This window comes from Citrobacter sedlakii, assembly GCF_018128425.1.
In the GTDB taxonomy this organism is placed as follows: Bacteria; Pseudomonadota; Gammaproteobacteria; order Enterobacterales; family Enterobacteriaceae; genus Citrobacter_A; species Citrobacter_A sedlakii.
Genome location: NZ_CP071070.1, coordinates 1,094,152 through 1,117,285 on the forward strand (window position 1 = coordinate 1,094,152; position 23,134 = coordinate 1,117,285).

Annotated in this window: 21 protein-coding genes; 15 read left to right on the forward strand and 6 right to left on the reverse strand. The window is 60.1% G+C overall.

What is annotated here, in order from left to right; translation table 11 throughout:
* Window positions 1-75 precede the first annotated feature (75 nt).
* Window positions 76-1,563 (forward strand): alpha/beta hydrolase, encoded by a 1,488-nt coding sequence (locus tag JY391_RS05215; protein ID WP_229264104.1) that lies wholly within the window; start codon window positions 76-78, stop codon window positions 1,561-1,563.
* On the opposite strand, the gene JY391_RS05220 is transcribed toward JY391_RS05215, so the two are convergent.
* Genes JY391_RS05220 through JY391_RS05230 form a run of 3 tightly spaced genes read right to left on the reverse strand, consistent with a single transcriptional unit; the run spans window position 1,560 to window position 4,508 of the window.
* Window positions 1,560-3,074: a tripartite tricarboxylate transporter permease gene (locus JY391_RS05220; RefSeq protein WP_042288462.1), complete on the reverse strand. Its 1,515-nt coding sequence runs from the start codon at window positions 3,072-3,074 to the stop codon at window positions 1,560-1,562. The two genes, JY391_RS05215 and JY391_RS05220, sit on opposite strands and share 4 nt — an antisense overlap.
* Before the next feature lie 10 nt (window positions 3,075-3,084).
* Window positions 3,085-3,516, reverse strand: coding sequence for a tripartite tricarboxylate transporter TctB family protein (locus tag JY391_RS05225; protein WP_042288459.1), 432 nt, complete (start codon window positions 3,514-3,516; stop codon window positions 3,085-3,087).
* Between the two features lie 14 nt (window positions 3,517-3,530).
* Entirely contained in the window at window positions 3,531-4,508 is a 978-nt protein-coding gene (locus JY391_RS05230) for a Bug family tripartite tricarboxylate transporter substrate binding protein (protein WP_211935330.1), read from the reverse strand.
* 153 nt (window positions 4,509-4,661) lie between these two features.
* Here JY391_RS05230 and tctD point away from each other — a divergent pair, with 153 nt between their 5' ends.
* Together tctD and JY391_RS05240 are read left to right on the forward strand one after the other, a co-directional pair.
* A complete protein-coding gene (tctD, locus tag JY391_RS05235; RefSeq protein WP_042288453.1) occupies window positions 4,662-5,336 on the forward strand; it encodes a transcriptional regulator TctD in 675 nt (224 codons plus the stop codon).
* Window positions 5,323-6,735, forward strand: coding sequence for a sensor histidine kinase (locus JY391_RS05240; protein WP_200035387.1), 1,413 nt, complete (start codon window positions 5,323-5,325; stop codon window positions 6,733-6,735). The genes tctD and JY391_RS05240 overlap by 14 nt, the downstream gene beginning before the upstream one ends.
* A gap of 89 nt (window positions 6,736-6,824) precedes the next feature.
* On the opposite strand, the gene JY391_RS05245 is transcribed toward JY391_RS05240, so the two are convergent.
* A complete protein-coding gene (locus tag JY391_RS05245; RefSeq protein ID WP_060569150.1) occupies window positions 6,825-7,181 on the reverse strand; it encodes a KPN_00521 family repetitive protein in 357 nt (118 codons plus the stop codon).
* 190 nt (window positions 7,182-7,371) lie between these two features.
* The gene (locus JY391_RS05250) at window positions 7,372-7,566 is read right to left on the reverse strand and encodes a DUF1482 family protein (protein WP_060569151.1); all 195 of its coding nucleotides are present in this window, start codon (window positions 7,564-7,566) and stop codon (window positions 7,372-7,374) included.
* Window positions 7,567-7,939: 373 nt separating this feature from the next.
* Here JY391_RS05250 and JY391_RS05255 point away from each other — a divergent pair, with 373 nt between their 5' ends.
* Both JY391_RS05255 and JY391_RS05260 read left to right on the forward strand, forming a co-directional pair.
* Complete coding sequence (locus tag JY391_RS05255) at window positions 7,940-8,137, forward strand: hypothetical protein (protein ID WP_060569152.1); 198 nt, start codon at window positions 7,940-7,942, stop codon at window positions 8,135-8,137.
* Window position 8,138: 1 nt separating this feature from the next.
* On the forward strand, window positions 8,139-8,894 hold the full coding sequence (locus JY391_RS05260; protein WP_060569153.1) for a hypothetical protein: 756 nt from the start codon (window positions 8,139-8,141) through the stop codon (window positions 8,892-8,894).
* A gap of 37 nt (window positions 8,895-8,931) precedes the next feature.
* On the opposite strand, the gene JY391_RS05265 is transcribed toward JY391_RS05260, so the two are convergent.
* Window positions 8,932-9,768, reverse strand: a complete 837-nt coding sequence (locus JY391_RS05265) for a MurR/RpiR family transcriptional regulator (protein ID WP_060569154.1) — start codon at window positions 9,766-9,768, stop codon at window positions 8,932-8,934.
* 291 nt (window positions 9,769-10,059) lie between these two features.
* Between JY391_RS05265 and JY391_RS05270 the strand changes: the two genes are divergently transcribed.
* The 10 genes from JY391_RS05270 (at window position 10,060) to iolB (ending at window position 23,132) form a co-directional block, all read left to right on the forward strand.
* Complete coding sequence (locus tag JY391_RS05270; protein ID WP_211935331.1) at window positions 10,060-11,565, forward strand: CoA-acylating methylmalonate-semialdehyde dehydrogenase; 1,506 nt, start codon at window positions 10,060-10,062, stop codon at window positions 11,563-11,565.
* 11 nt (window positions 11,566-11,576) lie between these two features.
* The gene (gene iolD, locus JY391_RS05275) at window positions 11,577-13,502 is read left to right on the forward strand and encodes a 3D-(3,5/4)-trihydroxycyclohexane-1,2-dione acylhydrolase (decyclizing) (RefSeq protein WP_211935332.1); all 1,926 of its coding nucleotides are present in this window, start codon (window positions 11,577-11,579) and stop codon (window positions 13,500-13,502) included.
* Between the two features lie 254 nt (window positions 13,503-13,756).
* A complete protein-coding gene (iolG, locus tag JY391_RS05280) occupies window positions 13,757-14,743 on the forward strand; it encodes an inositol 2-dehydrogenase (RefSeq protein WP_042288443.1) in 987 nt (328 codons plus the stop codon).
* 31 nt (window positions 14,744-14,774) lie between these two features.
* Window positions 14,775-15,704 (forward strand): sugar ABC transporter substrate-binding protein, encoded by a 930-nt coding sequence (locus JY391_RS05285; protein ID WP_042288441.1) that lies wholly within the window; start codon window positions 14,775-14,777, stop codon window positions 15,702-15,704.
* A 54-nt stretch (window positions 15,705-15,758) separates the two neighbouring features.
* Window positions 15,759-17,306, forward strand: coding sequence for a sugar ABC transporter ATP-binding protein (locus tag JY391_RS05290; protein WP_211935333.1), 1,548 nt, complete (start codon window positions 15,759-15,761; stop codon window positions 17,304-17,306).
* An 11-nt stretch (window positions 17,307-17,317) separates the two neighbouring features.
* A complete protein-coding gene (locus JY391_RS05295; protein WP_211935334.1) occupies window positions 17,318-18,346 on the forward strand; it encodes an ABC transporter permease in 1,029 nt (342 codons plus the stop codon).
* 8 nt (window positions 18,347-18,354) lie between these two features.
* Entirely contained in the window at window positions 18,355-19,488 is a 1,134-nt protein-coding gene (locus JY391_RS05300) for a Gfo/Idh/MocA family protein (protein WP_211935335.1), read from the forward strand.
* A 12-nt stretch (window positions 19,489-19,500) separates the two neighbouring features.
* Window positions 19,501-21,405, forward strand: coding sequence for a bifunctional 5-dehydro-2-deoxygluconokinase/5-dehydro-2-deoxyphosphogluconate aldolase (locus JY391_RS05305; protein ID WP_211935336.1), 1,905 nt, complete (start codon window positions 19,501-19,503; stop codon window positions 21,403-21,405).
* Between the two features lie 11 nt (window positions 21,406-21,416).
* The gene (gene iolE / locus JY391_RS05310; protein WP_200035379.1) at window positions 21,417-22,307 is read left to right on the forward strand and encodes a myo-inosose-2 dehydratase; all 891 of its coding nucleotides are present in this window, start codon (window positions 21,417-21,419) and stop codon (window positions 22,305-22,307) included.
* A 9-nt stretch (window positions 22,308-22,316) separates the two neighbouring features.
* Entirely contained in the window at window positions 22,317-23,132 is an 816-nt protein-coding gene (gene iolB, locus JY391_RS05315; protein ID WP_211935337.1) for a 5-deoxy-glucuronate isomerase, read from the forward strand.
* Window positions 23,133-23,134: the final 2 nt, after the last annotated feature.

Genomic DNA, 23,134 nt, shown 5'->3' on the forward strand with positions numbered 1-23,134 from the left:
GGAATCCGTGAGTTAGCCTAAACTAACGCCGTTTATCGCGCGTCAGGTACGCAGCACAACGGGATTAACGTCATGATTAAACACGGCTTTCGTCGGCTGAAATGGGTAAGCGCCGGACTGATCGCGCTGATTAAGCACGTCTCCCTGACGTTGCTGGCGGTACTGATTCTCTTTCTCGGCGTGCGGGTTTATCAGACCGAACGCGGTCCCGACCTTCAGCTCTGGCATACCTGGCATGGCGAGGAAATGTCCGCGAAGGCGCTGGAGAGCGCCACCTTCGCGCAATATCAGGCGCACGAGGCGCGCTTATTCGACGCGATGAAAGTCGAGATCAGCGACAAGCTCGGCGCCGAACAGCAAACGCCGATCAACCGCTACTGGGCCGGAAGCCGGGTTTATCCTCAGCAGTTTACGCCGAACGGAAATCGTTCATTCGTCCTGCTGCCGCAGGGGGCGCCGCGTGGCGCGGTGGTCATGTTGCATGGTTTAACCGACTCGCCGTACAGCCTGAAGCACGTGGCGCAGCGCTACCGGCAGTGGGGGTATATCGTCGTCGTACCGCGTTTGCCCGGACACGGCACCGCCCCCGGAGCGCTGACTGACGTGGCATGGCAGGACTGGCTGGCAGCGACGCGGCTGGCGATACGGGAAGCGACGCGGCTTGGGGGTCGTGACCTGCCGTTGCATCTGGTGGGTTACTCCAACGGCGGTGCGCTGGCAATGAAATACACGCTCGACAGCCTCGAGGACGCGTCTTTGCGGCGTCCCAGCCAGATAGTGCTGCTGTCGCCGATGATTGGCGTCACCGCTTTCGCCCGTTTTGCCGGACTGGCCGGTCTTCCGGCATGGTTTCCGGCGTTTGCCAAAGCGGCGTGGCTCAACGTGACGCCTGAATATAATCCTTTCAAATACAATTCGTTTCCGGTTAATGCCGCGCGCCAGTCGTATCTGCTGACCCGCGCGCTGCAAACGCAGCTCGTCGACGACGCGAAGCGCCGCCGTTTAACGGCATTGCCGCCGGTGCTGACCTTTCAGTCAGTGATGGACTCCACCGTCAGCACCCACGCGGTAGTGGACTCGCTGTATCGTTATCTTCCGGCAAACGGCAGCGAACTGGTGCTGTTCGATATCAACCAGGCTGCCAGTCTGCGCCCGCTGTTGCGAACGTCTTCTTACACCGCTGCCGCCACGCTGTTGCCGCCAGCGCCGCGCGCTTACCGCGCCACGGTCATCGCTAACGCCGCGGCAGACACGCTGGCGGTTGTGGCGCGCGACACGGCAGCCGGGAATCAGGAAGAAAAGATTCAGCCTTTGCATGAAGTCTGGCCGCAGGAGATGTATTCCCTGTCGCACGTAGCGGTGCCATTTCCCGTGACCGACTCCCTGTATGGCCTGAAACCGGAGCAGATAAACCGCTATGGGCTGAGTATGGGGACGATTGCGTTGCGTGGTGAGACTGGCACGCTGCTGGTGGGAGCAGACACACTGATGCGCGTCACCTCGAATCCGTTCTTCGGTTATCTTGAAGAACGGATCGAGGCAGTTGCCGCGCCGCAGGATTAGCCAACTTCAATCTGCGGCTTTGCCTGGCGTTTACGGATGATGCGTAACACGGGAGGGACAATAATCACTGCCACCGCCATCACCAGCAGGGTTTTGGTCACGCCGCTTTCCCACAGAATAGCCATATTGCCGTTGCTGATGGACAGCGCGCGGCGCAGGTTCTGTTCGAGCATTTCGCCGAGGACGAAGCCTAAGATCAGCGGTGACATCGGGAAATGCATCTTGCGCAAAATATAGCCCAGCACCCCAAGCGCCACCATCAGCACCAGATCGAAGGTGGTGCTGTGGACCGCGTACACGCCAACCGCTGAAACAGCGGCGATCGCCGGGACCAGAAACCACAGCGGAATGGTTAGCATGCGAGTAAACAGGCCGATCAGCGGGATATTCATGACCAGCAGCATCACGTTGGCGATCAGTAGCGCGGCGATCAGCCCCCAGACGATGTCCGGTTGTTCAGTAAACATCGCCGGGCCGGGTGTGATGTTGTACAACGTTAGCGCGCCCATCATCACCGCGGTAGTGCCGGAACCGGGAACCCCCAGCGTTAACATCGGGATAAACGAGCCACAGGCCGACGCGTTGTTTGCCGCTTCCGGCGCCGCCACCCCGCGAATATCGCCTTTGCCGAAGCTGTCGCTGTTGCCGCTGATTTTCTTCTCGGTCATGTAGGTGATGGCGCTGGCAATCGTCGCGCCCGCGCCGGGCAGCACGCCGACAAAGAAACCTATCACCGACGAGCGCAGCGTCGTGCCGGCACACTGAACGCCTTCTTTCAGATTAAACATCATCCGTCCGGTTTTACGGACCAGCGTTTGTCCGCTGCTGGTGTGCTCCAGCATCAACAGGATTTCAGACACTGAGAACAGGCCGATCACCACGACAATAAACTGAACGCCGTCGGAAAGGTGAACGCTGTCAAAGGTAAAGCGATACACCCCGGTATTAGCGTCCACGCCGACGGTAGCAAGACCCAGTCCGATCAACGCGGCGAGAAACGATTTCAGCGGGTTTTGTGCCATCATGCTGCCGAGGCAGGCGATGGCAAACACCATCAGCGCGAAATATTCCGCCGGACCAAACGCCAGGGACCATTGCGCTAACAGCGGCGCGAACAGGATGATCCCGCCGATGGCGATCAACGAGCCAAAGAATGAGCTGACCGCGGAAATCGACAGCGCGACGCCGCCGCGCCCCTGTTGCGCCATCGGGTAACCGTCAAGGGCGGTCATGATCGCCGCCGCATCGCCGGGTACGTTGAGTAAAATCGACGAGATGCGCCCGCCATATTCACAGCCGATGTACACGGTCGCCAGCAGGATCAGCGCCGACTCGGCGGGCAGGTGCAGGGCAAAGGCCAGCGGCAGCAAAATCGCCACGCCGTTGATTGGCCCAAGTCCGGGCAGCAATCCGACAATGGTGCCGACAAAGCAGCCAATCAGCGCGATCAGCAGATTTTCCGGGGTCATCGCCACCGCGAAACCCTGAGAAAGATATATCCAGGTATCCATCGTTTCTCCGTTAACTCAGCCAGGCGCCGAGCGGTAAGGTGACGTCGAGCAGGCGGTCGAAGGCGTACCAGAGGGCCACACCGAGGATCACGCCGGAGATCCCCGCTGCAGGTAACGTGGCGCCGAACAGCAGGCCAATGACCAGCGTCAGGATCGCGGTGGCGACGGGAAAGCCCAGCCATTCAAAGCCCCAGGCGTACATCAACAGGATGATGACCATCGTCAACAGCTTTTGCAGCACGTGACGGCGTGGCCAGTCCACCACATCCGGATGGCGCAGCAGTAGCGCCAGCGCGCACAGCGCCATCAGGCCAATGATCCCCAGAGGAAACGGGCGTGGGCCGACCGGCTCGTAGCTGTATTCACTCTGGATCTGCCAGGCGATAAACAGCCCGGCGATACAGAGCAGCAGCCAGATCCCGGCGAAAATACGATCGCTCATGGAGGCCTCCGCGTTTATTTAGCCAGGCCGAAGGCTTTGGCCTGATCCCGGTAACCGGTAACTTGTTTTTTGACATACTCGTCAAGGGCTTTGCCGGTCATGTTGAATTCAAACAGGCCGCGCAGATCGCGCTGCTTTTTAAATTCTTCGGTCTGCTGCAGCTTTTCGAACGTCTGCACCCACCACTGGTATTCGGCGTCGCTCACTTTCGGGCCAACATAGAAACCGCGAATGATCGGCCAGACCAGATCGTAGCCCTGCTCTTTGGCGGTCGGGACGTCAGCCAACTGTCCCGGCAGGCGATTTTCTGAGAACACCGCGAGCACGCGAATTTTGTCGCCGTTCAGGTATGGCACCATTTCGCTGAGATCGCCGGAGACAACCTGCACGTGGTTGCCCATCAGCGCGGTCACCGGCTCGCCGCCGCCCTCAAAGGCGACATAGCGCATCTTGTGCGGATCGACCTTCGCCTGTTGCGCCAGCAGCGCCGACTTCATCCAGTCCTGGCTGCCGATAGACGCGCCTGCGCCAATTACCACGCTGTTGGGATCTTTTTCCATGGCGGTGAGCAGATCCTTCAGCGACTTCCACGGCGAGTCGGCGCGTACGGCGATCATGCCGTAGTCGGTGCCCACACTCGCCAGCCAGCGCACATCATCAACGCCGTAGCGGCCAAATTTCCCCTGCGACAGGTTTAACAGCGAGCCGCCGGAGAAGGCGACCACTGTCCCGGGCTCGGCCGGACGCTGCGCCACGATGGCGTTATAGGCCACCGCGCCGACGCCGCCGGGCATATAGGTGACGCGCATCGGTTTTTCGATAGCGCCGGTTTCCATCATGCTTACCTGGATCAGTTTGCAGGTAAGATCAAAGCCGCCGCCGGGCTTCGCCGGGGCGATACATTCGGTACGTGACGGCGCGTCCTGCGCCAGTACAGAGGTGCTCATCAGTAAAACGCTTGCAGTAAGAGTACGAAGTAATTGTTTTTTCATTGTTTATCCTCACGCCGGATGCCCGGATAGTAGGGTTTGGAACAACATTTTTTTGATTATGTGAACCTGCATGTAGCAGTTCGGTTGCGTGATTGTTAAAACATTAACCTTTCATTTCCCTTTCATTGCGGCAGAAACTTTACAGGATGTGATATGCGTCTCTTATTGGCGGAAGATAACCGTGAGCTGGCTCACTGGCTGGAAAAAGCGCTGGTGCAGAACGGGTTCGCCGTGGACTGCGTGTTCGACGGACTGGCTGCCGACCATCTGTTGCACCGCGAAAGCTATGCGCTGGCGGTGCTGGACATCAATATGCCCGGTATTGACGGGCTGGAAGTGGTGCAGCGTCTGCGCAAACGTGGGCAGACGCTGCCCGTCCTGTTGTTAACAGCACGCAGCGCGGTGGCGGATCGGGTAAAGGGGCTGAACGTCGGCGCAGATGACTACCTGCCCAAGCCGTTTGAGCTGGAGGAGCTTGACGCGCGGCTGCGCGCCCTGCTGCGGCGCAGTGCGGGCCAGGTGCAGGAGCTCCAGCAACTGGGCGATCTGGCGTTTCACGACGAGGGGTATTTTTTGCTTCAGCAGCAGCCGCTGGCGCTCACCCCGCGAGAGCTGGCGCTACTGACGGTGCTGATGTACCGGCGAACGCGCCCGGTGTCGCGTCAGCAGTTGTTTGAACAGGTATTCAGTCTGAACGATGAAGTCAGCCCGGAAAGCATCGAACTGTATATTCATCGCCTGCGCAAAAAACTACACGGCAGCAACGTGCGAATCACAACCCTGCGCGGGTTGGGCTACGTGCTGGAGTGCGGCGATGAGGTGGGTTAAACCGCAGTCGCTGTACCTGCAACTGCTGCTGTTTCTGGGGCTACCGTTGCTCCTGCTGTGGGGACTGTCGGCATTTAACAGCTATGTCAGCGCGCTACAGGCCGCGACCCAGGCCTATGATCGCACGCTGCTTTCTTCTGCACGCACGGTGGCGGAACGGCTGGAAGTGCGTAACGGCAGGCTGGAGGTCAACGTTCCGTGGGTGGTGCTGGACAGCTTTGAGCTCAACATGAACGATCGGTTGTATTACAAAGTGGTGGATCCGGCGGGGCGGGTGATCTCCGGCTATGACGATATGCCCGTGATGCCGCCTGCGACCTCGCGAACCCGGCTTTATCCGGCGCTGGCGTGGTTTTATCACACCCAATATCGCGGGCAGGCGATACGCGTCGCGCGTTTGCTGCAGCCGGTGAACGAAGGCGGGATCGTCGGAATGGCGGAAATCTACGTGGCCGAAACGCTACAGTCCCGGCGCTATCTGGCGGGACAACTGCTGTTTTCGTCCTGGGTCACGCAGGGGCTGTTGGTGTTGCTGACGCTGGTGCTGGTCGGCTGGTTGCTGCGTCGGGTGCTCAAACCCATGCGCCAGCTCTCTTCGCTGATGGTCCGCCGTGAGCCGGGGTTGCTCACGCCGTTACCGGAACTGCTGCCGTGGTCGGAAACTCGCCTGCTGATCGTGGCCTTCAACCGTTACCTTGACCGGCTGCGCGTGCTGATCTCGCGTCAGGAACGTTTTAGCGCCGACGCGTCTCATCAGTTAAAAACGCCACTGGCGGTGTTGAAAACCCAGGCGGCGGTGGCGCTGGCGAGCCGGGAGCCGCAGCAATGGTACGAGAGCTTACGGGCGATGAGCACAACGCTGGACAATACCATTCTGCTTACCGAAAGGCTGTTGCAGCTTTCGGCGGTAAAGCGCAAAGAGCAGGGCGAGCGCCAGTTTGCGCCGGTAGATCTGTTCGCCGTAGTGCAGCAAAGCTGTTTTACCCGACTGGCGCAGGCGCGCAGTAAACAGATCGATCTCGGCTACGAGGGCGTACAGGCGTCGGTCTGGATGGAGGGGGATGAGGTCTTACTGGGCGAACTGTGCGGTAATCTCCTGGACAATGCCTTGAAATACACGCCGCCGCAGGGAACGGTGACGGCAAGGCTTGACCGCGAGGGCGAGGCCGTGGTGCTGGTGGTAGAGGACAGCGGGCCGGGAATAGACGACGACCAGATCCCCCAGGCGCTGTTGCCGTTTCACCGGCTGGAAAACGCAGGCTCCCAGCCCGGCGCGGGGATCGGCCTGGCGCTGGTCAATGATATTGCCCGGCTACACCGCACCCATCCGCAATTGACTCGCAGCGAAACACTGGGCGGGTTACGCGTAAGAGTGCGGTTTCTGGTCATGACGCATTAGCGTTTAACCTGGCGGGAACGCACGAAAAATATGTTCTGCGGCCTGAAATAAAAAAAGCCGCTTTCGCGGCTTCAGTCAGGGGAGAAGAATTATTCGCTGACCTTTTTCTCAACCGAGGCGGCGCCTTCTTTGGTCTTATTCCAGCCTTTTTCTGCGCCTTCTTTAGTGGCATTCCAGCCTTTCTCGGTGCCTTCTTTGGTTTTATTCCAGGCTTCCTGAGAACCTTCGCTAACTTTACTGCTCAGGTCGTTGCGGGTGCCTTCGGCTGCATGTTTTGCTTTTAGCTGCTGTTCTTCACCCTGGTTTTGCGCCTGGTGCAGTTTCTCTTTGGCGGTATTGGCATTTTCGTGCGCGGCGGCTACGTCATTATCGGTGGCGTGTGTGGTCGCGGCAAAAACTGGGGAAGCCAGCAGAAGAGCAGATAAGGCGATCGTTGTTTTTTTCATAATATCCTCGCTTAACGTTATCAGTTAAATGCGTGATTAAGCATGGCAGGTCAACGAAGCGCTGGCTTTAAGAAAAAACTGTAAATGAAAATAATGATTTCTGAACGCTAAATGCATCCATACACAAAATAAAATAATCGCGTTGACGCTAAGAGGATATTTATTGATATCACGATTATTACAATTCGCTTTATTTTTGCGTTGCTGAACGATCGCTCTGTTTCACATCCACTAACCCTTTTTCCGGGTCGAGAAAGAAGCATTGGGTGGGGGACGATTTTGTCTCGGATGCCGCCTCGCATTGCGCGAGGGTACTGTATGCGCCAATCACTTCACTCTTTGACTCTCCGCCTGCAAGCGCGAAGATCAATGCAAGAACATACATGTTTTTTCCTTAAAATCATTAACGGCGCTGGCTACATGACGGGCGAACGTGCCGCTGTAATGGACTCCAGCAGGATCATTCTTTGTACGGATAATGTTAGCGAATCGTAATATACGTATAAAATTCTTAAAAGCAAGCTGATTATTCTGAAAGTATGTATTCGGACTTTACTAATATTTTTTTAATGATTGCGCAACGAAATTATTAAGCGGTATGGCGGGTGAATTAACCCAGCGCGCACGCAACGGCACGCGCTGGCCGCGCCGCGTTGTACTAATCGCATGACGTAACCAGGGCTTTTCAGCATAACCTTAAGGCAGCCGCTGCGAATGCCGACCAGACTTATCCTTTTTGTTTATGAGGAGGTTGCGTAATGAAACGCCTGTTTATGTCCATTTTTTCCAGCCCGGAGTCGCTGTTACAGGTGATGAGCCATCAGGAAATAATCGAAGCGGTGGAGGATGGCGACCGCATTATTATCGACCAGGACGGTAATGCCTCGGTTAATTTTAAAAGCAGAGAAGTGCAACACGATTTCCAGCGTCATGTTAACGCGCTGAAGAGGGCATGACATGGGAACGGCGATATTTATGGTGCTGATGGTGTGCGGATACTGGTACACCAGTCGCGATCTGTCCACACGTTTTAAGATCAAACGATCGTTTGGCTGGGATGTCTATTTTCTGGTGGCGCTGTATGGCTGCATTTTTGTGTTGCAGGGCGTCCTTGCTACCGGGCTGCTCTGGCTGCTGTTATTGGCGCTCTCCGCCGCTGACAATACCTTTCAGATCACTTCGCAGAAATATGCCGACTGGCAAATTGAATTTATGAACTGGAGCTTTCTCGGCATCCAGGCGCCGGTGGTGGTGATGCTGGCCTTTGCCATCCTGTTTTGCCTTTATCGTTCTAACTGGGCGGGCAGCGCCAGGCTGGACGGTGAAGACCGGAAAACGCTGTATAAGCGTCTGGCGCGCTCGAGCGGTATTGAACAGCTGCTGTATCAGTGTATGGAACAAGGGGAACTGGCGCTGGTGACGCTCAAATCGCGGCGAATTTATATCGGCATGATCCATACCGCCACGCTGGAATATGAAAAAACGGCCAACATCGTGCTGATTCCAATGCTGAGCGGCTATCGTGACGGGGAAAAAATGAACCTGTGCATTGAGCACAACTACAGCAAATGGTACGCCGAGCATGACATTACGCTGGATTCAGAGCCCAGAAGCGCAATGGACTTCCGCAAGGTGATTATGCTGGATCAGATAGAAAGCCTTTCCCTTTTCGACCCTGCCAGCGCCAGCGCCTTGTCGATGGAACCACGCTAACGTGCGAGCGAAGAACGCGTTTTTTACCGGTTTACGGTCAGGCGCTTCCCTTGTCGCCCAACCGGTAAGCCAGCGCCACGACCAGCGACTGTACCAGACACAGCGTTGCGGACTGGGAGCGAAACGCGTCAACCTGCGCCTCTTTCACCACAAAGCAGAGTTCACTGAACGTGGCCAGTGGACTTATCTGACTGTCGGTGATGACAATCTGACGCGCGCCGGCCTTCGCCGCGGTTTCGCTCACCATCACCGTCTCTTCCGCATAGGGCGAGAAACTGACGGAAACCACGATATCGCGTGAGCTAATACGGTTGATCTGTTCGCGCAGCATCCCGCCCATCCCGTCGAGCAGTATAGGACGGCAGGCCAGATGGCTCAGGGCGTAGGTGAGGTAAGCGGCAACGCTGAACGAGCGACGTAAACCGGCGACATAGATAGTGTCGGCTTCCGCCAGCAGTTGCACCGCTTGTTCCAGCATTGCCGGTTCGGCACGGGCGGCAAGCTGCTGTAGCGCCTGCGCATTTGAGCGGGCGAATTCCTGCAAAATATCCAGCGGCGTTTCCGGCACCGCTTCGCTTTCCATTTCGCGAAACAGGCGGGCGCGGTCGCTGTAGCTGGCGGTCTCTTCAACCAGGTTCATGCGAAACAGCTGTTTCATTTCATTGAAACCGGTGAAGTCAAAGGCGTTGGCGAAGCGGATGAGCGTGGAGGGCGGCACTCCGGCGCGCTCGGCAATGACAGCGACCGTATCAAAGGCCACGCTATTAGTGTTATCCAGCACATAGCGGGACACCTGCTGCAACCTTTTGCTCAGGCTGTCGTAGCGATCGCGGATTTGCTGTTGCAGTTCGTTCAGGTTGGTTGCGGTACTCATTGATCCCCCTGGGTTAGTTTTCTGATTCTAAACGTAAAGCCGCTTCTTTTAAATGTCGGACGTCCGATTCGCGGCAAAAATGAAACAGAAGATTCACGCTTTTCCCTCTCTGAAAACCTCGAAAGATCGGCTTATCCTGCGTATTGCGGCTGTTAACATAAAAATCCATCCTTGATCACAATAATCACTATTTGTTTTATTTCAACTTAAAATGGAATATTTATTTCATATATAGTGATTTCATAAAGAGCGTTCAGGTAACAATCACGAACCCACAGCGAGAGGTTAAGGATGGAGACGGTAGCGAATTTTATTCACGGCGAATGTGTCACCGGTTCAGGCCAGCGCGTTCAGGCGATCTTCAACCCGGCCACCGGCGAGCAGATCCGCCAGGTGGTGATGAGTACGGCGCAGGAGGCTGAGCAGGCGGTTGCCGCCGCGCAGCAGGCCTTTCCCGCGTGGGCACGCCAGGCTCCGCTTAAGCGTGCGCGGGTGATGTTCCGTTTCAAGGCGCTGCTCGAAGAGCACATGGAAACGCTGGCCCGCATCATCAGCGAAGAGCACGGCAAGGTTTTCTCCGACGCGGTGGGGGAACTGACCCGCGGTCTGGAAGTGGTGGAATTTGCCTGCGGCATCCCGCATCTGCAAAAGGGGGAACACTCTGCGAACGTCGGTACCGGCGTCGACAGCCACTCGCTGATGCAGCCGCTCGGGGTCTGCGTCGGGATCGCGCCGTTTAACTTCCCGGCGATGGTGCCGATGTGGATGTTCCCGATTGCGCTGGCGACCGGCAACACCTTCGTACTGAAGCCGTCGGAAAAAGATCCTTCTCTCGCGCTGGCGCTGGCGCAGCTGCTGAAAGAGGCCGGCCTGCCGGACGGCGTGTTCAACGTGGTGCAGGGGGATAAGGAGTCCGTTGACGTGCTCCTGACCGACCCGCGCGTGCAGGCGGTGAGCTTTGTCGGCTCCACGCCGATTGCGGAATACATTTACCAGACCGCCTCCGCCCACGGCAAACGCTGTCAGGCGCTGGGCGGTGCGAAAAATCACTGTATTTTAATGCCGGATGCCGACATGGAGATGGCGGCCAACGCCATTATGGGGGCGGCCTACGGCGCGGCGGGCGAGCGCTGCATGGCGCTCTCGGTGGTGCTGGCGGTGGGCGATAAAACCGCTGATGACCTTTGCGCCCGGCTGGAAAAACAGATTGCCGCACTGCGCGTTGGGCCGGGTCTGGACCAGACGCCGGAAAACGAAATGGGGCCGCTCATCTCCGCCGCGCACCGCAGCAAGGTGCTGGGCTACATCGACAGCGGGGAAGCGCAAGGGGCGAAGCTTCGCGTGGACGGCCGCGGCTTTAGCGTGCAGGACCACGAGCAGGGCTACTTCGTCGGGCCGACGCTGTTCGATAACGTCACCCCGGAGATGACCATCTATAAAGAAGAAATTTTCGGTCCGGTGCTTTCTGTGGTGCGCGTAGCAGATTATGCCAGCGCGGTGGACCTGATTAACCGCCATGAATATGGTAATGGCTCCGCCATTTTCACCCGCGACGGCGGCTGCGCGCGCCGCTTCTGCGAAGAGGTGCAGGCGGGTATGGTGGGCGTCAACGTGCCGATCCCGGTGCCGATGGCGTTCCACAGCTTCGGCGGCTGGAAGCGCTCGATTTTTGGCGCGCTCAACGTCCACGGCAACGACGGCGTGCGTTTCTACACCCGCATGAAAACCATTACCGCGCGCTGGCCGGAAATGCAGCAGGACAGCGGCGCGGCATTCTCTATGCCGACGTTGGGCTGACAGGAGGTGTTATGCAAACCGAACGTATGACCATGGCCCAGGCGCTGGTCCGGTTCCTTAATCAACAGTATGTCAGCGTTGACGGCAACGAAACGCCCTTCGTGGAGGGCGTGGCCACTATCTTCGGACACGGTAACGTGCTGGGTATCGGCCAGGCGCTGGAGCAGGATCCGGGCCATCTGCAGGTAATGCAGGGCTGCAACGAGCAGGGCATCGCCCATATGGCGACGGGATTCGCCAAACAGCATCGCCGTCAGCGTATTTTTGCCGTCACCTCCTCCGTCGGGCCGGGCGCCGCCAATATGGTGACCGCTGCAGCTACGGCCACCGCGAACCGCATCCCGCTGCTGCTACTGCCGGGAGATATCTACGCCAGCCGCCAGCCGGACCCGGTCTTGCAACAAATTGAGCAGTATCACGATCTCAGCATCAGCACCAACGACTGCTTCCGTCCTGTCTCCCGCTACTGGGACCGCATCAACCGACCGGAGCAGCTGATGAGCGCCATGCTCAATGCGATGCGAGCACTCACTGACCCCGCGGATACGGGCGCGGTGACCATTTGTTTGCCACAGGACGTACAGGGCGAGGTCTGGGATTATCCGATGAGCTTTTTTGCCCGTCGCGTGCATCACATTGAACGTCGACCGCCCGACTCCCAGCGGCTTGAACACGCGCGGGCACTGATTGCCCGTAAGCGTCGCCCGCTGGTGGTGTGCGGCGGTGGGGTACGTTATTCCGGCGCGCATGAGGCGTTGCGCGAATTTGTCGAGACGCTGCATCTGCCGTTTGCCGAAACCCAGGCCGGAAAGGGGGCGCTGGTCAGTGACCACCCGCTTAATCTGGGCGGGGTTGGCGTCACCGGCGGGCTGGCGGCCAACCAGCTTGCGCCACAGGCCGACCTGGTAATTGGCGTCGGCACGCGCCTGACCGACTTTACCACCGGCTCCAAGGCACTGTTTGCCCATCCGGACGTCGAATTTCTGCTGCTGAACGTGGCCGAATTTGACGCCCTGAAGCTGGACGCCACCGCGCTGGTTGCCGATGCCCGGACCGGGCTGCAGGCCCTGACTCATGCGCTGAAGGATTACCGCAGCGGCTGGGGGGAGGAGATTGCTCAGGCGAAAACCGCCTGGCGCGACGAGTGCCGCCGCCTGTGGGATCGCCAGTGGCATCCGGCAGATGCGCCCGAGGTGGCGGGACACCTGGACGCGCAGCTGGCGGAATACGGCGAGACGCTCAACACCCGGCTGACCCAGACGCGGGTGCTGGGGCTGATCAACCAGCATGTTGAAGACAACGCCATCGTGGTGGGGGCAGCCGGATCGCTGCCGGGAGATTTGCAGCGCCTCTGGCAGGTCAAAACGCCCGACACCTATCACCTTGAGTACGGCTACTCCTGCATGGGCTACGAAATAGCGGCAGCCATTGGCGCGAAGCTTGCGAGCCCCGAACAGCCGGTATACGCCATGGTGGGGGATGGCTCCTACATGATGCTGCACTCCGAGCTGCAAACCGCGGTGCAGGAGGGCGTTAAGATCACCGTTCTGCTGTTTGATAACGCCAGCTTCGGCTGCATTAACAACCTGCAAATGGGGCACGGTATGGGAAGCTTTGGCACCGAAAATCGCCGACGTAACCCGGAAACCGGGCAACTTGACGGACCGCTGGTGAAGGTCGATTTCGCGCAAAACGCGGAAAGTTACGGCTGCCGCGCGTGGCGGGTACACGATGAACCAGGCCTGCTGGCGGCGCTGGTGGCGTCCCGCGCCCATCCTGGCCCGACGCTGCTGGACATTAAGGTGCTGCCGAAGACCATGACCCACGATTACGCCTCGTGGTGGCGAACCGGCGATGCGCAGGTGGCAGACTCGCCCGCGGTGCGCGAAGCCGCCGCGTTGACGCAAGCGCAGGTAAAAAAAGCGCGTCAGTATTAGTTTTCCCGTCGTAACGAAATTTTCATTTCATTTTCTCTTCCTGTGTTTTCCGCGCCCTCCCCATCCGGGAGAGGGCGATGTTCTTTCCGTATATCGCCGCTCATGTTGTGAGATTGATAACAAAAATTATCTCGTTCATCTCAAAACTGTTAACTCGCACTCAAAAACATAATTTTCACTATTTATAAAAATGAAATAAATGTTTTATTTAAAGGGTCGTTAGTTCATTGCATTCACCAACACCGGGAGCCGTTATGTTTAACATTGCTTTACTGGGCGCTGGCCGAATCGGCCAGGTACATGCAGCTAACATCGCCAGCCACAGTGCGACCACGCTGTGGTCGGTGGTCGACCCGAATCAGGCATTTGCCACCCGTCTCGCCATGCAGTATCAGGCCCGTCAGCAGAGCCTGGAGGAGGCGATGACCGACCCTGACGTTCATGCCGTACTGATTGCTTCGGCAACGGATACCCACGCGGATCTGATTGAACTGGCCGCCCGTCACGGCAAAGCCATCTTCTGCGAAAAGCCGGTACACCTCGACCTCGCCCGCGTGCGCGACTGCCTGAAGGTGGTCAAAGAGTACGACGTGCCGCTGTTCATCGGCTTTAACCGCCGCTTCGACCCGCAGTTCCGCCGCGTGAAAACCGAGGCCCAGGCCGGGCGCATCGGCAAACCGGAATCGCTGCTGATTATTTCCCGCGATCCGTCTCCGCCGCCTGCGGAGTACGTGCGCGTCTCCGGCGGCATGTTCCGCGACATGACCATTCACGACTTTGACATGGCGCGCTTCATCATGGGCGAAGAGCCGGTGTCGGTGTATGCCCAGGGCAGCAACCTGGTGGATCCGGCGATTGGCGAGGCGGGGGATATCGATACCGCATTTATCGTTCTCAAATACGCCTCCGGCGCGATGGCGACCATCGTCAACAGCCGCCGCTCCTCGTACGGCTACGACCAGCGTCTGGAGCTGCACGGTTCCGAAGGGCTGCTCTGCGCGGGCAATATCCTTGAAAACCAGGTGCAGCACTACGGAAAACAGGGCTGCACCAGCGCGCTGCCGGAACACTTCTTCCTCCAGCGCTACAAATCCGCTTACGCCGCGGAATGGGAACACTTTGTTGCGGTCCTGCGCGGCGAAGCGGTGCCGGATTGTAGCGGCGATGACGGCGAACGAGCGCTGTACCTCGCGGATAAAGCGCTGGAGTCGCTGCGCAGCCAGCGCGAGATCGTCCTCTAAACACACCCACCCTACACAGAGAGACATAATAATGAAAAAACTGATCGTAGCCGCCCTCATCGCCGTAACGTCCGGGGCCGCCCTCGCCGAAAACGAGCAAATTGTTTTCAGTACGCCAAATCTGGCGATGCCGTTTGAAGTTCACATGCAGCGCACGGCGGTGAAGGCCGCAAAAGAGATGGGCGTGCAGCTTCAGGTGCTGGACGGGCAGGGCAGTTCACCAAAACAGGTGGCTGACCTGGAAAACGCCATCACCCGCGGGGCGCAGGGCTTTATCGTCTCCCCGAACGACGTGAACGCGGTCTCCAGCGCGGTGGATGAAATTCAGGAGGCGAAGCTGCCGGTCGTCACCCTTGACCGCTCCGTCGACAGTCAGAAGAAGGTGCCGCACTTTGGCGCCAACAATTACAAAGGCGGCCAGGCGATTGGCGACTTCGTGAAAAGCAAATTCCCCAACGGGGCGGAGATCATACTGCTCACCGGTCAGCCCGGCTCCTCCTCCAATATTGAACGCACCAAAGGGATCCGCGACAGCCTGAAGGCGGGCGGGGACAAATACAAGATCGTCGCCGATCAGACCGGCAACTGGATGCGTTCAGAAGGGATGCGCATCGTTGAAAGCGTCCTGCCATCTCTGCCGAAACGCCCGCAGGTGATCCTCTCCGCCAACGACGATATGGCGCTGGGGGCGATTGAAGCCCTGCAAAGCCAGGGCGTGAAGCCGGGCGAAATACTGGTGACCGGCTTTGATGCGGTACCGGAAGCGCTGGCCCGCGTGCGCGAGGGCTGGCTGGCGGTGACGGCGGATCAGCGTCCGGGCTTTGCGGTCAAAACGGCGATGAGCCAGTTGGTGGCCAACGTGCGCGACAAAACCGCCATCACCGGGGCTGACTACCCGCCGACGCTGATCACCAAAGAGAACCTGCAGCAGGCTGAGCGCATCGGCGAGGCCGGTAACTGATCTATCCGCAGCCGCCGCGCGAGCGGCGGCGCACTCTGAAGGAGGAGCAGACCGATGTCGCAACCCTTACTGAAAGTGACCGACCTGGCGAAAAGCTTTTCCGGCGTCTGGGCGCTGAGCAGCGCTCAGCTGACCGTCGGCAGCGGAGAAATTCACGCCCTGCTGGGGGAAAACGGGGCGGGAAAATCCACGCTGCTGAAGGCGCTCGCGGGGGCGCAGCCGCAAACGCGCGGGGAGATCTGGTTCAACGGCGAAACGCTGCCGGTGGATGACTCCCCGGTGGAGCGGCAGAACAAGGGCATTATCACCATCTATCAGGAGTTCAACCTGCTGCCCAACATGACCGTCGCGGAGAACATGTTTCTCGGGCGCGAGCCGCGCAGGCGTAACCTGATCGTTGATGAGAAAGCGGTGAATCAGGAGGCGCAGGTCATCCTCGATTACCTGCAACTGAACGTCGCCCCGACCACGCCCGTCGCCCGCCTGAGCGTCGCGCAGCAGCAGATGGTGGAGATCGCCCGCGCGTTAACCCTGAACGCGAAGCTGATCGTTATGGACGAACCGTCCGCCGCGCTGAGCGACAGCGAAGTGGAAAGTTTGCACCGCGTGGTGCGGGAACTAAAGGGGCGTGGGGTCAGCATTATTTACGTTACCCACCGTCTGCACGAAGTGTTTCAACTTTGCGATCGCTTCACCGTGTTTCAGGACGGTCGTTTCACCGGTACCGGCGCGGTGGCGGAGACCACCGTCGAACAACTGATTCGCCTGATGGTCGGGCGCGACGTGGCGTTTAACCGTCGTCCCGCCAGCGAAACCCACCATGAAGATAAACCTGTCCGCCTGGCGGTGAAGGGGCTGAGCCGCGAAAAGCCGCCACTGGATCCGCACGGCATCGCCCTGCACGACATCAGCTTCCACGTCCACGCCGGGGAAGTGTTAGGCATTGCCGGGCTGGTGGGCGCGGGACGCACCGAGGTGGCGCGCTGCCTGTTTGGCGCGGACGCGTTTACCTCGGGCAGCTTTGAGCTGGACGGCGTGCCGTACCAGCCGCGCGATCCGCTGTATGCCCTCGATCAGGGCGTGGCGCTGGTGCCGGAAGATCGCAAAAAAGAGGGGGCAGTGCTGGGGCTGTCGATTCGCGACAACCTGTCGCTCTCCTGCCTTTCGTCTCTGCTGCAGTGGCGCTGGTTCGTGAACACCCGCAAAGAGGACGACCTGATTGAGTCCTACCGCCAGGCGCTGCAGATCAAAATGGTCAACAGCGAGCAGGAGGTGCGCAAGCTCTCCGGCGGTAACCAGCAAAAAGTGATCCTCGCGCGCTGCATGGCGCTCAATCCTCGGGTGCTGATCGTCGACGAGCCGACGCGCGGCATCGACGTGGGGACCAAATCGGAAGTGCACCAGGTGCTGTTTGACATGGCGAAAAAGGGCGTGGCGGTGATCGTGATCTCCTCCGATCTGCCTGAAGTGATGGCGGTGTCCGACCGGATCATCACCCTCAGCGAAGGCCGGGTGACCGGCGAGATCCACGGCGACGACGCTAACGAAGAACGGCTGATGACGATGATGGCCATCAACCACAACGCCCTGAACGCGGCATAACGGAGTTTCTCATGACGCAGATGATTTCTAAAACGCAGGCCCCGGGCAAACGCGCCGGACGCATCGATCCCATCGCCTTCTTCGAGCGCTTCGGGGTGCTGATTTTCATGATCCTGCTGCTGATCTTCTTCCAGTCGCAGAACAGCAACTTTTTCTCTGAACGCAATATTTTCAACATCCTGACCGAGGTCTCCATCTACGGGATCATGGCCGTGGGGATGACCTTCGTCATCCTGACCGCCGGGATCGACCTCTCCGTCGGCTCCATTTTGGCGGTGTGCGCCATGACCGCGGCGTACGTGATCAAAGGCGACAACTTTACCACCGTTGACCCGAACGCCTGGGGCGGCATGAGCTGGCTGATTGGGCTGGGGATTTGCCTGGCGATGGGGACGGCGATTGGCTTTCTGCACGGTCTGGGCGTCACCCGCCTGCGCCTGCCGCCGTTCATCGTCACCCTCGGGGGGATGACCATCTGGCGCGGCCTGACCCTGGTGATTAACGACGGCGCGCCGATCGCCGGTTTCGATCAGGGCTACCGCTGGTGGGGGCGCGGGGAGCTGCTCGGCATCTCCATTCCGATCTGGATCTTCGCCATCGTCGCCGTTGGCGGCTATCTGGCGCTGCACAAAACCCGCTGGGGCCGCTTCGTCTACGCCATCGGCGGCAACCCGGAGGCGGCGCGTCTGGCGGGTGTGAACGTGAAGCGCGTGCTGGTCAGCGTCTACGTGCTGATTGGCTGCCTGGCGGGGCTGGCGGGCTTCATCCTCAGCGCGCGTCTGGGGAGCGCCGAGGCGGTCGCCGGGATCTCCTTTGAGCTGCGCGTCATCGCCTCGGTGGTGATTGGCGGCACCTCGCTGATGGGCGGCTACGGGCGCATCGGCGGCACCATCATCGGCTCCATCATCATGGGTATTCTGATTAACGGCCTGGTGCTGATGAACGTCTCGGCCTACTACCAGCAGATTATCACCGGATTAATTATCGTTCTGGCGGTGGCGTTCGACACCTACGCCAAGAGCCGTCGCGGCGCACTGTGAGGATCGTGATGAAAGAGGTACGTATTGGATTAATCGGCACCGGGTATATCGGCAAGGCGCACGCCATCGCCTATGCCCAGGCCCCGACGGTGTTCAACCTGCGCGGCAGGCTGGTGCGCGAGATGGTGGCCGAGGTAAACCCGACGCTGGCGGCAGAGCGCGCCCGGGCGTTTGGCTTCAACCGTTCAACGGGAGACTGGCGGGCGCTGGTGGCCGACCCGGCTATTGACGTGGTGGATATTTGCTCGCCCAACCATCTCCATAAAGAGATGGCGCTGGAGGCGATCCGCCACGGCAAGCACGTTTACTCGGAAAAGCCGCTGGCGCTGAACGCCCACGACGCGCGCGAGATGGTCGACGCCGCCAGGCGGGCAGGGGTGAAAACCCTGGTGGGCTTCAACTACATGAAAAACCCGACGGCGCAGCTGGCGAAGGAGATTATCGCCCGCGGCGAGATTGGCGAGGTGATCCACTTCTACGGCACCCACAACGAAGACTATATGGCCGACCCGCTGTCGCCCATTCACTGGCACTGCTTCAGGGAGACCGCCGGGCTGGGAGCGCTGGGCGACCTCGCGGCGCACATCGTCAATATGGCCCAGTACCTGGTGGGCGAGATTGAGCAGGTCTGCGGCGACCTGAAGATTGTGGTCCCGGAACGCCCGGCGAAGGTCGGTTCGTCGGACATGGTTGCCGTCGAAAACGAGGATCAAGCCCACGCGATGGTGCGCTTCGCGGGTGGGGCGCAGGGCGTCATTGAAACCTCCCGCGTCGCCTGTGGCCGCAAGATGGGGCTGTCGTACGTCATCACCGGGACGAAAGGCGCCATCAGCTTTACCCAGGAGCGCATGGCCGAGCTGAAGCTCTATCTGCATGACGATCCGGTCAACCGCCAGGGGTTCCGCACGTTGCTGGTCGGCCCGGCGCACCCGGACTACGCCGCGTTCTGCATGGGCGCGGGCCACGGGATCGGCTTTAACGATCAAAAAACGGTGGAGGTGCGCGACCTGGTGGACGGCATTGCCGCCGACGCCCCGATGTGGCCGGACTTCGAAGAGGGCTGGAAGGTGTCGCGCGTGCTGGACGCCATCGCACTCTCGCACCAGCAGGGCCGCTGGCTGAACGTGAACGACATTGTCTGAAGAGGTATCAACGTGGAAAAGCAGTTTGATGTGATATGCATGGGCCGCGTGGCGGTAGACCTCTACAGCCAGCAGATTGGCGCCCGCCTGGAGGATGCGTCGAGCTTCGCCAAATATCTCGGCGGATCGTCCGGCAACGTGGCGTACGGTACCGCGCGTCAGGGCCTGCGCTCGTCGATGCTGGCGCGCGTGGGCGATGAACATATGGGCCGCTTCCTGCGGGAAGAGTTAAGCCAGGTGGGCTGCGACACCAGCCATCTGATTACCGATAAAGAACGCCTCACGGCGCTGGTGCTGCTCGGCATTAAAGACCGGGACACCTTTCCTCTGATTTTTTACCGCGATAACTGCGCGGATATGGCGATTACCGCCAGCGATGTGGACGAAAGCTACATCGCTTCCGCACGGTGTCTTGCCATCACCGGGACTCACCTTTCTCATCCGCAGACCCGCGAGGCGGTGCTGACGGCGCTGGGCTACGCCCGTCGTCACGGCGTGCGCACGGTGCTGGACATTGATTACCGCCCGGTGCTGTGGGGGCTGACCTCCTTAGGCGACGGCGAAACGCGCTTTATCGCGGCCGATCAGGTCACTCGTGAACTTCAGGAAGTGCTGCACCTCTTCGACGTCATTGTCGGCACCGAGGAGGAGTTCCACATTGCGGGCGGCAGCACGGATACCTTACAGGCGCTGGAACGGGTGCGCGACGTGAGTCAGGCTACGCTGGTCTGCAAGCGCGGCGCGCTCGGCTGCTCGGTCTATACCGGTGCCATTCCGCCACGGCTGGACGACGGCCTGACGGTGACCGGCGTGCGTGTGGAGGTGCTGAACGTTCTCGGCGCGGGGGACGCGTTTATGTCCGGCCTGCTGCGCGGCTACCTGAACGACGAGGGCTGGGAGCAGGCGTGCCGCTACGCCAACGCCTGCGGCGCGCTGGTTGTCTCGCGCCACGGCTGCGCCCCGGCGATGCCGAGCAAAATCGAGCTGGACGATTATCTCTCCCGCGCCGCGAATGTGCCGCGTCCGGATCTTGATCCGCGCCTGAACCATCTGCACCGGGTCACCACTCGCCGCCGCGAGTGGCCGGAGCTGTGCGTGATGGCCTTCGATCACCGCAGCCAGCTTGAGGATATGGCTATACAGTGCGGCGCGTCGCTCGGGCGCATTCCGGCCCTGAAGCAGCTGATCCTGCAGGCCAGCCGCGAGGCGGCGAGCCGCGCCGGGCTGGAGGGTAAAGCCGGTCTGCTGTGCGACGGCACCTTTGGCCAGGACGCGCTCAACGCCATTACCGGTGAAGGGTGGTGGATCGGGCGGCCCATTGAGCTGCCGGGCTCCCGTCCGCTGGAAATGGAGCACGGCAATATCGGCACCCAGCTTATCAGCTGGCCGCAGGAGCACGTGGTGAAGTGCCTGGTCTTTTTCCATCCGGAAGATGCCCACGGCCTGCGCCTGGAGCAGGAGCAGAAAATTGCCGAAGTCTACCGCGCCTGCTGCCGGTCCGGGCACGAGCTGCTGCTGGAGGTGATCCTGCCCGCGACCATGCCGCGCAGCGACGAGCTCTACCTGCGCGCCATCTCCCGCTTCTACAACCTGGGCATTTACCCGGACTGGTGGAAGCTGCCGCCGCTCTCAGCCGACGGCTGGGCGGCGCTCGGCGAGATTATCCAACGCCGGGATCCGCACTGCCGCGGGGTGGTGATCCTCGGGCTGGACGCGCCGGCAGAACAGCTGCGCGCCGGGTTTAACGCCGCGGCGGGGCACGATCTGGTGAAGGGGTTTGCCGTGGGGCGCACGCTGTTCGGCGACGCTTCCCGCGCATGGCTGAAGCACGATATCGACGATGCGCAGCTGGTGTCGCGCATTCGGGACAACTACCTGCAGCTTATCGCCTGGTGGCGCGAGCGCGGGCACGCATAATGGAGACGACAATGAGTGTACAACTGGGCATCAACCCGCTGACGTGGACGAACGACGATCTGCCTTCGCTCGGCGCGGAGACGCCGCTGGAGACCTGCCTGAGCGAAGGCAAAGAGGCCGGTTTTGCCGGCTTCGAGCTGGGCAATAAGTTCCCGCGCGAAGCGCGCCTGCTTGGCCCCATACTGCAGCGCCACGACCTGCAGCTGGTCTCCGGCTGGTATTCCGGCCGCCTGCTGGAGCGCAGCGTGGAGGAGGAGATTGCCGCCGTGCAGCCGCACCTGACGCTGCTGCGCGAGCTGGGGGCGAAGGTGCTGGTCTTTGCGGAGGTGAGCGGCTGCATTCACGGCGAACAGCAGACGCCGGTGCACCTGCGCCCGCGCTTCCCACAGGATCGCTGGAAGGAGTACGGCGAGAAGCTCACCGAGTTTGCGCGTTATACGCAGCGGCAGGGGGTTCAGATTGCCTACCATCACCATATGGGCACGGTGATTGAGTCCGCCGACGACGTGGACAACCTGATGACCCACACCGGCGAAGAGGTCGGGCTGCTGCTGGACACCGGGCATCTGACCTTTGCCGGGGCCGATCCGCTGGCGGTGGCGCAGCGCTGGGCGTCGCGCATCAACCACGTCCACTGCAAAGACGTGCGCGCCGACGTGCTGGCGGACGTGAAAAACCGTAAAACCAGCTTCCTCGACGCGGTGCTGAGCGGCGTGTTTACCGTGCCGGGCGACGGCTGCGTGGATTACCCGCCGATTATGCGTCTGCTGAAGGCGCAGGACTATCACGGCTGGCTGGTGGTGGAGGCCGAGCAGGATCCGGCGATTGCTCACCCGCTGACCTACGCCCGTCTGGGCTATAACAACCTGAGCCGCCTGGCGCGCGACGCCGGGCTTTTCTGAGGAGGTGTCATGTCACGTCTGTTATCACGCTGGCAACAGCCGAACGCTGAGGGACGCACCCAGTCCGTGACGCCGCAAAGCGCGGGGTGGGGATATGTTGGCTTTGAGGCCTATGAACTTCAGGAGGGGCAGCAGCTGACGCTGCCCGCAGTCAGCGAAGAGCGCTGTCTGGTGCTGGTGGCCGGGCGCGCCTCCGTCAGCACGCCTTCCGCGCAGTTTAACGACATTGGTGAGCGGATGAGCCCGTTCGAGCGCATCAAGCCGTGGGCGGTTTACGTCACCCCGCAGGATACGGTGCAGGTGAAGGCGCTGACGAGGCTGGAGCTGGCGGTCTGCGCCGCTCCCGGCAAAGGCGCTTATCCGACGCGGCTGATTGCCCCGCAGGATATCGAGGGTGAGGCGCGCGGCAAGGGGCATAATCAGCGCTACGTGCACAACATTCTGCCGCAAGACAAGCCCGCCGACAGCCTGCTGGTGGTGGAGGTGTGGACCAGTGAGGGCTGCACCAGCTCGTACCCGAGCCACAAGCACGATACGGATAACCCGCCGCAGGAGACCTACCTGGAGGAGACCTACTACCATCGCCTCAAACCGGAGCAGGGGTTCTGCATGCAGCGGGTTTACACCGACGACAAAACGCTGGACGAGTGCATGGCGGTCTACAACCGCGACGTGGTCATGGTGCCGAAGGGCTACCATCCGGTGGCGACGATGGCCGGGTATGACAGCTATTACCTCAACGTGATGGCCGGGCCGGTGCGCAAATGGATGTTCACCTGGGAAGAGGACCACGCATGGATTAACCGGGATTATCCCGCCAGGTGAAC

Coding starts and splice junctions, on each gene's coding strand:
- JY391_RS05255 (WP_060569152.1), top strand. CDS start 7,940: ATGAAACGCCTGTTTATGTCCATTTTTTCCAGCCCGGAGTCGCTGTTA.
- JY391_RS05265 (WP_060569154.1), bottom strand. CDS start 9,768: ATGAGTACCGCAACCAACCTGAACGAACTGCAACAGCAAATCCGCGAT.
- iolG (WP_042288443.1), top strand. CDS start 13,757: ATGTTTAACATTGCTTTACTGGGCGCTGGCCGAATCGGCCAGGTACAT.
- JY391_RS05220 (WP_042288462.1), bottom strand. CDS start 3,074: ATGGATACCTGGATATATCTTTCTCAGGGTTTCGCGGTGGCGATGACC.
- JY391_RS05300 (WP_211935335.1), top strand. CDS start 18,355: ATGAAAGAGGTACGTATTGGATTAATCGGCACCGGGTATATCGGCAAG.
- iolE (WP_200035379.1), top strand. CDS start 21,417: ATGAGTGTACAACTGGGCATCAACCCGCTGACGTGGACGAACGACGAT.
- JY391_RS05290 (WP_211935333.1), top strand. CDS start 15,759: ATGTCGCAACCCTTACTGAAAGTGACCGACCTGGCGAAAAGCTTTTCC.
- JY391_RS05230 (WP_211935330.1), bottom strand. CDS start 4,508: ATGAAAAAACAATTACTTCGTACTCTTACTGCAAGCGTTTTACTGATG.
- JY391_RS05270 (WP_211935331.1), top strand. CDS start 10,060: ATGGAGACGGTAGCGAATTTTATTCACGGCGAATGTGTCACCGGTTCA.
- tctD (WP_042288453.1), top strand. CDS start 4,662: ATGCGTCTCTTATTGGCGGAAGATAACCGTGAGCTGGCTCACTGGCTG.
- iolB (WP_211935337.1), top strand. CDS start 22,317: ATGTCACGTCTGTTATCACGCTGGCAACAGCCGAACGCTGAGGGACGC.
- iolD (WP_211935332.1), top strand. CDS start 11,577: ATGCAAACCGAACGTATGACCATGGCCCAGGCGCTGGTCCGGTTCCTT.
- JY391_RS05260 (WP_060569153.1), top strand. CDS start 8,139: ATGGGAACGGCGATATTTATGGTGCTGATGGTGTGCGGATACTGGTAC.
- JY391_RS05240 (WP_200035387.1), top strand. CDS start 5,323: ATGAGGTGGGTTAAACCGCAGTCGCTGTACCTGCAACTGCTGCTGTTT.
- JY391_RS05245 (WP_060569150.1), bottom strand. CDS start 7,181: ATGAAAAAAACAACGATCGCCTTATCTGCTCTTCTGCTGGCTTCCCCA.
- JY391_RS05225 (WP_042288459.1), bottom strand. CDS start 3,516: ATGAGCGATCGTATTTTCGCCGGGATCTGGCTGCTGCTCTGTATCGCC.
- JY391_RS05250 (WP_060569151.1), bottom strand. CDS start 7,566: ATGTATGTTCTTGCATTGATCTTCGCGCTTGCAGGCGGAGAGTCAAAG.
- JY391_RS05295 (WP_211935334.1), top strand. CDS start 17,318: ATGACGCAGATGATTTCTAAAACGCAGGCCCCGGGCAAACGCGCCGGA.
- JY391_RS05285 (WP_042288441.1), top strand. CDS start 14,775: ATGAAAAAACTGATCGTAGCCGCCCTCATCGCCGTAACGTCCGGGGCC.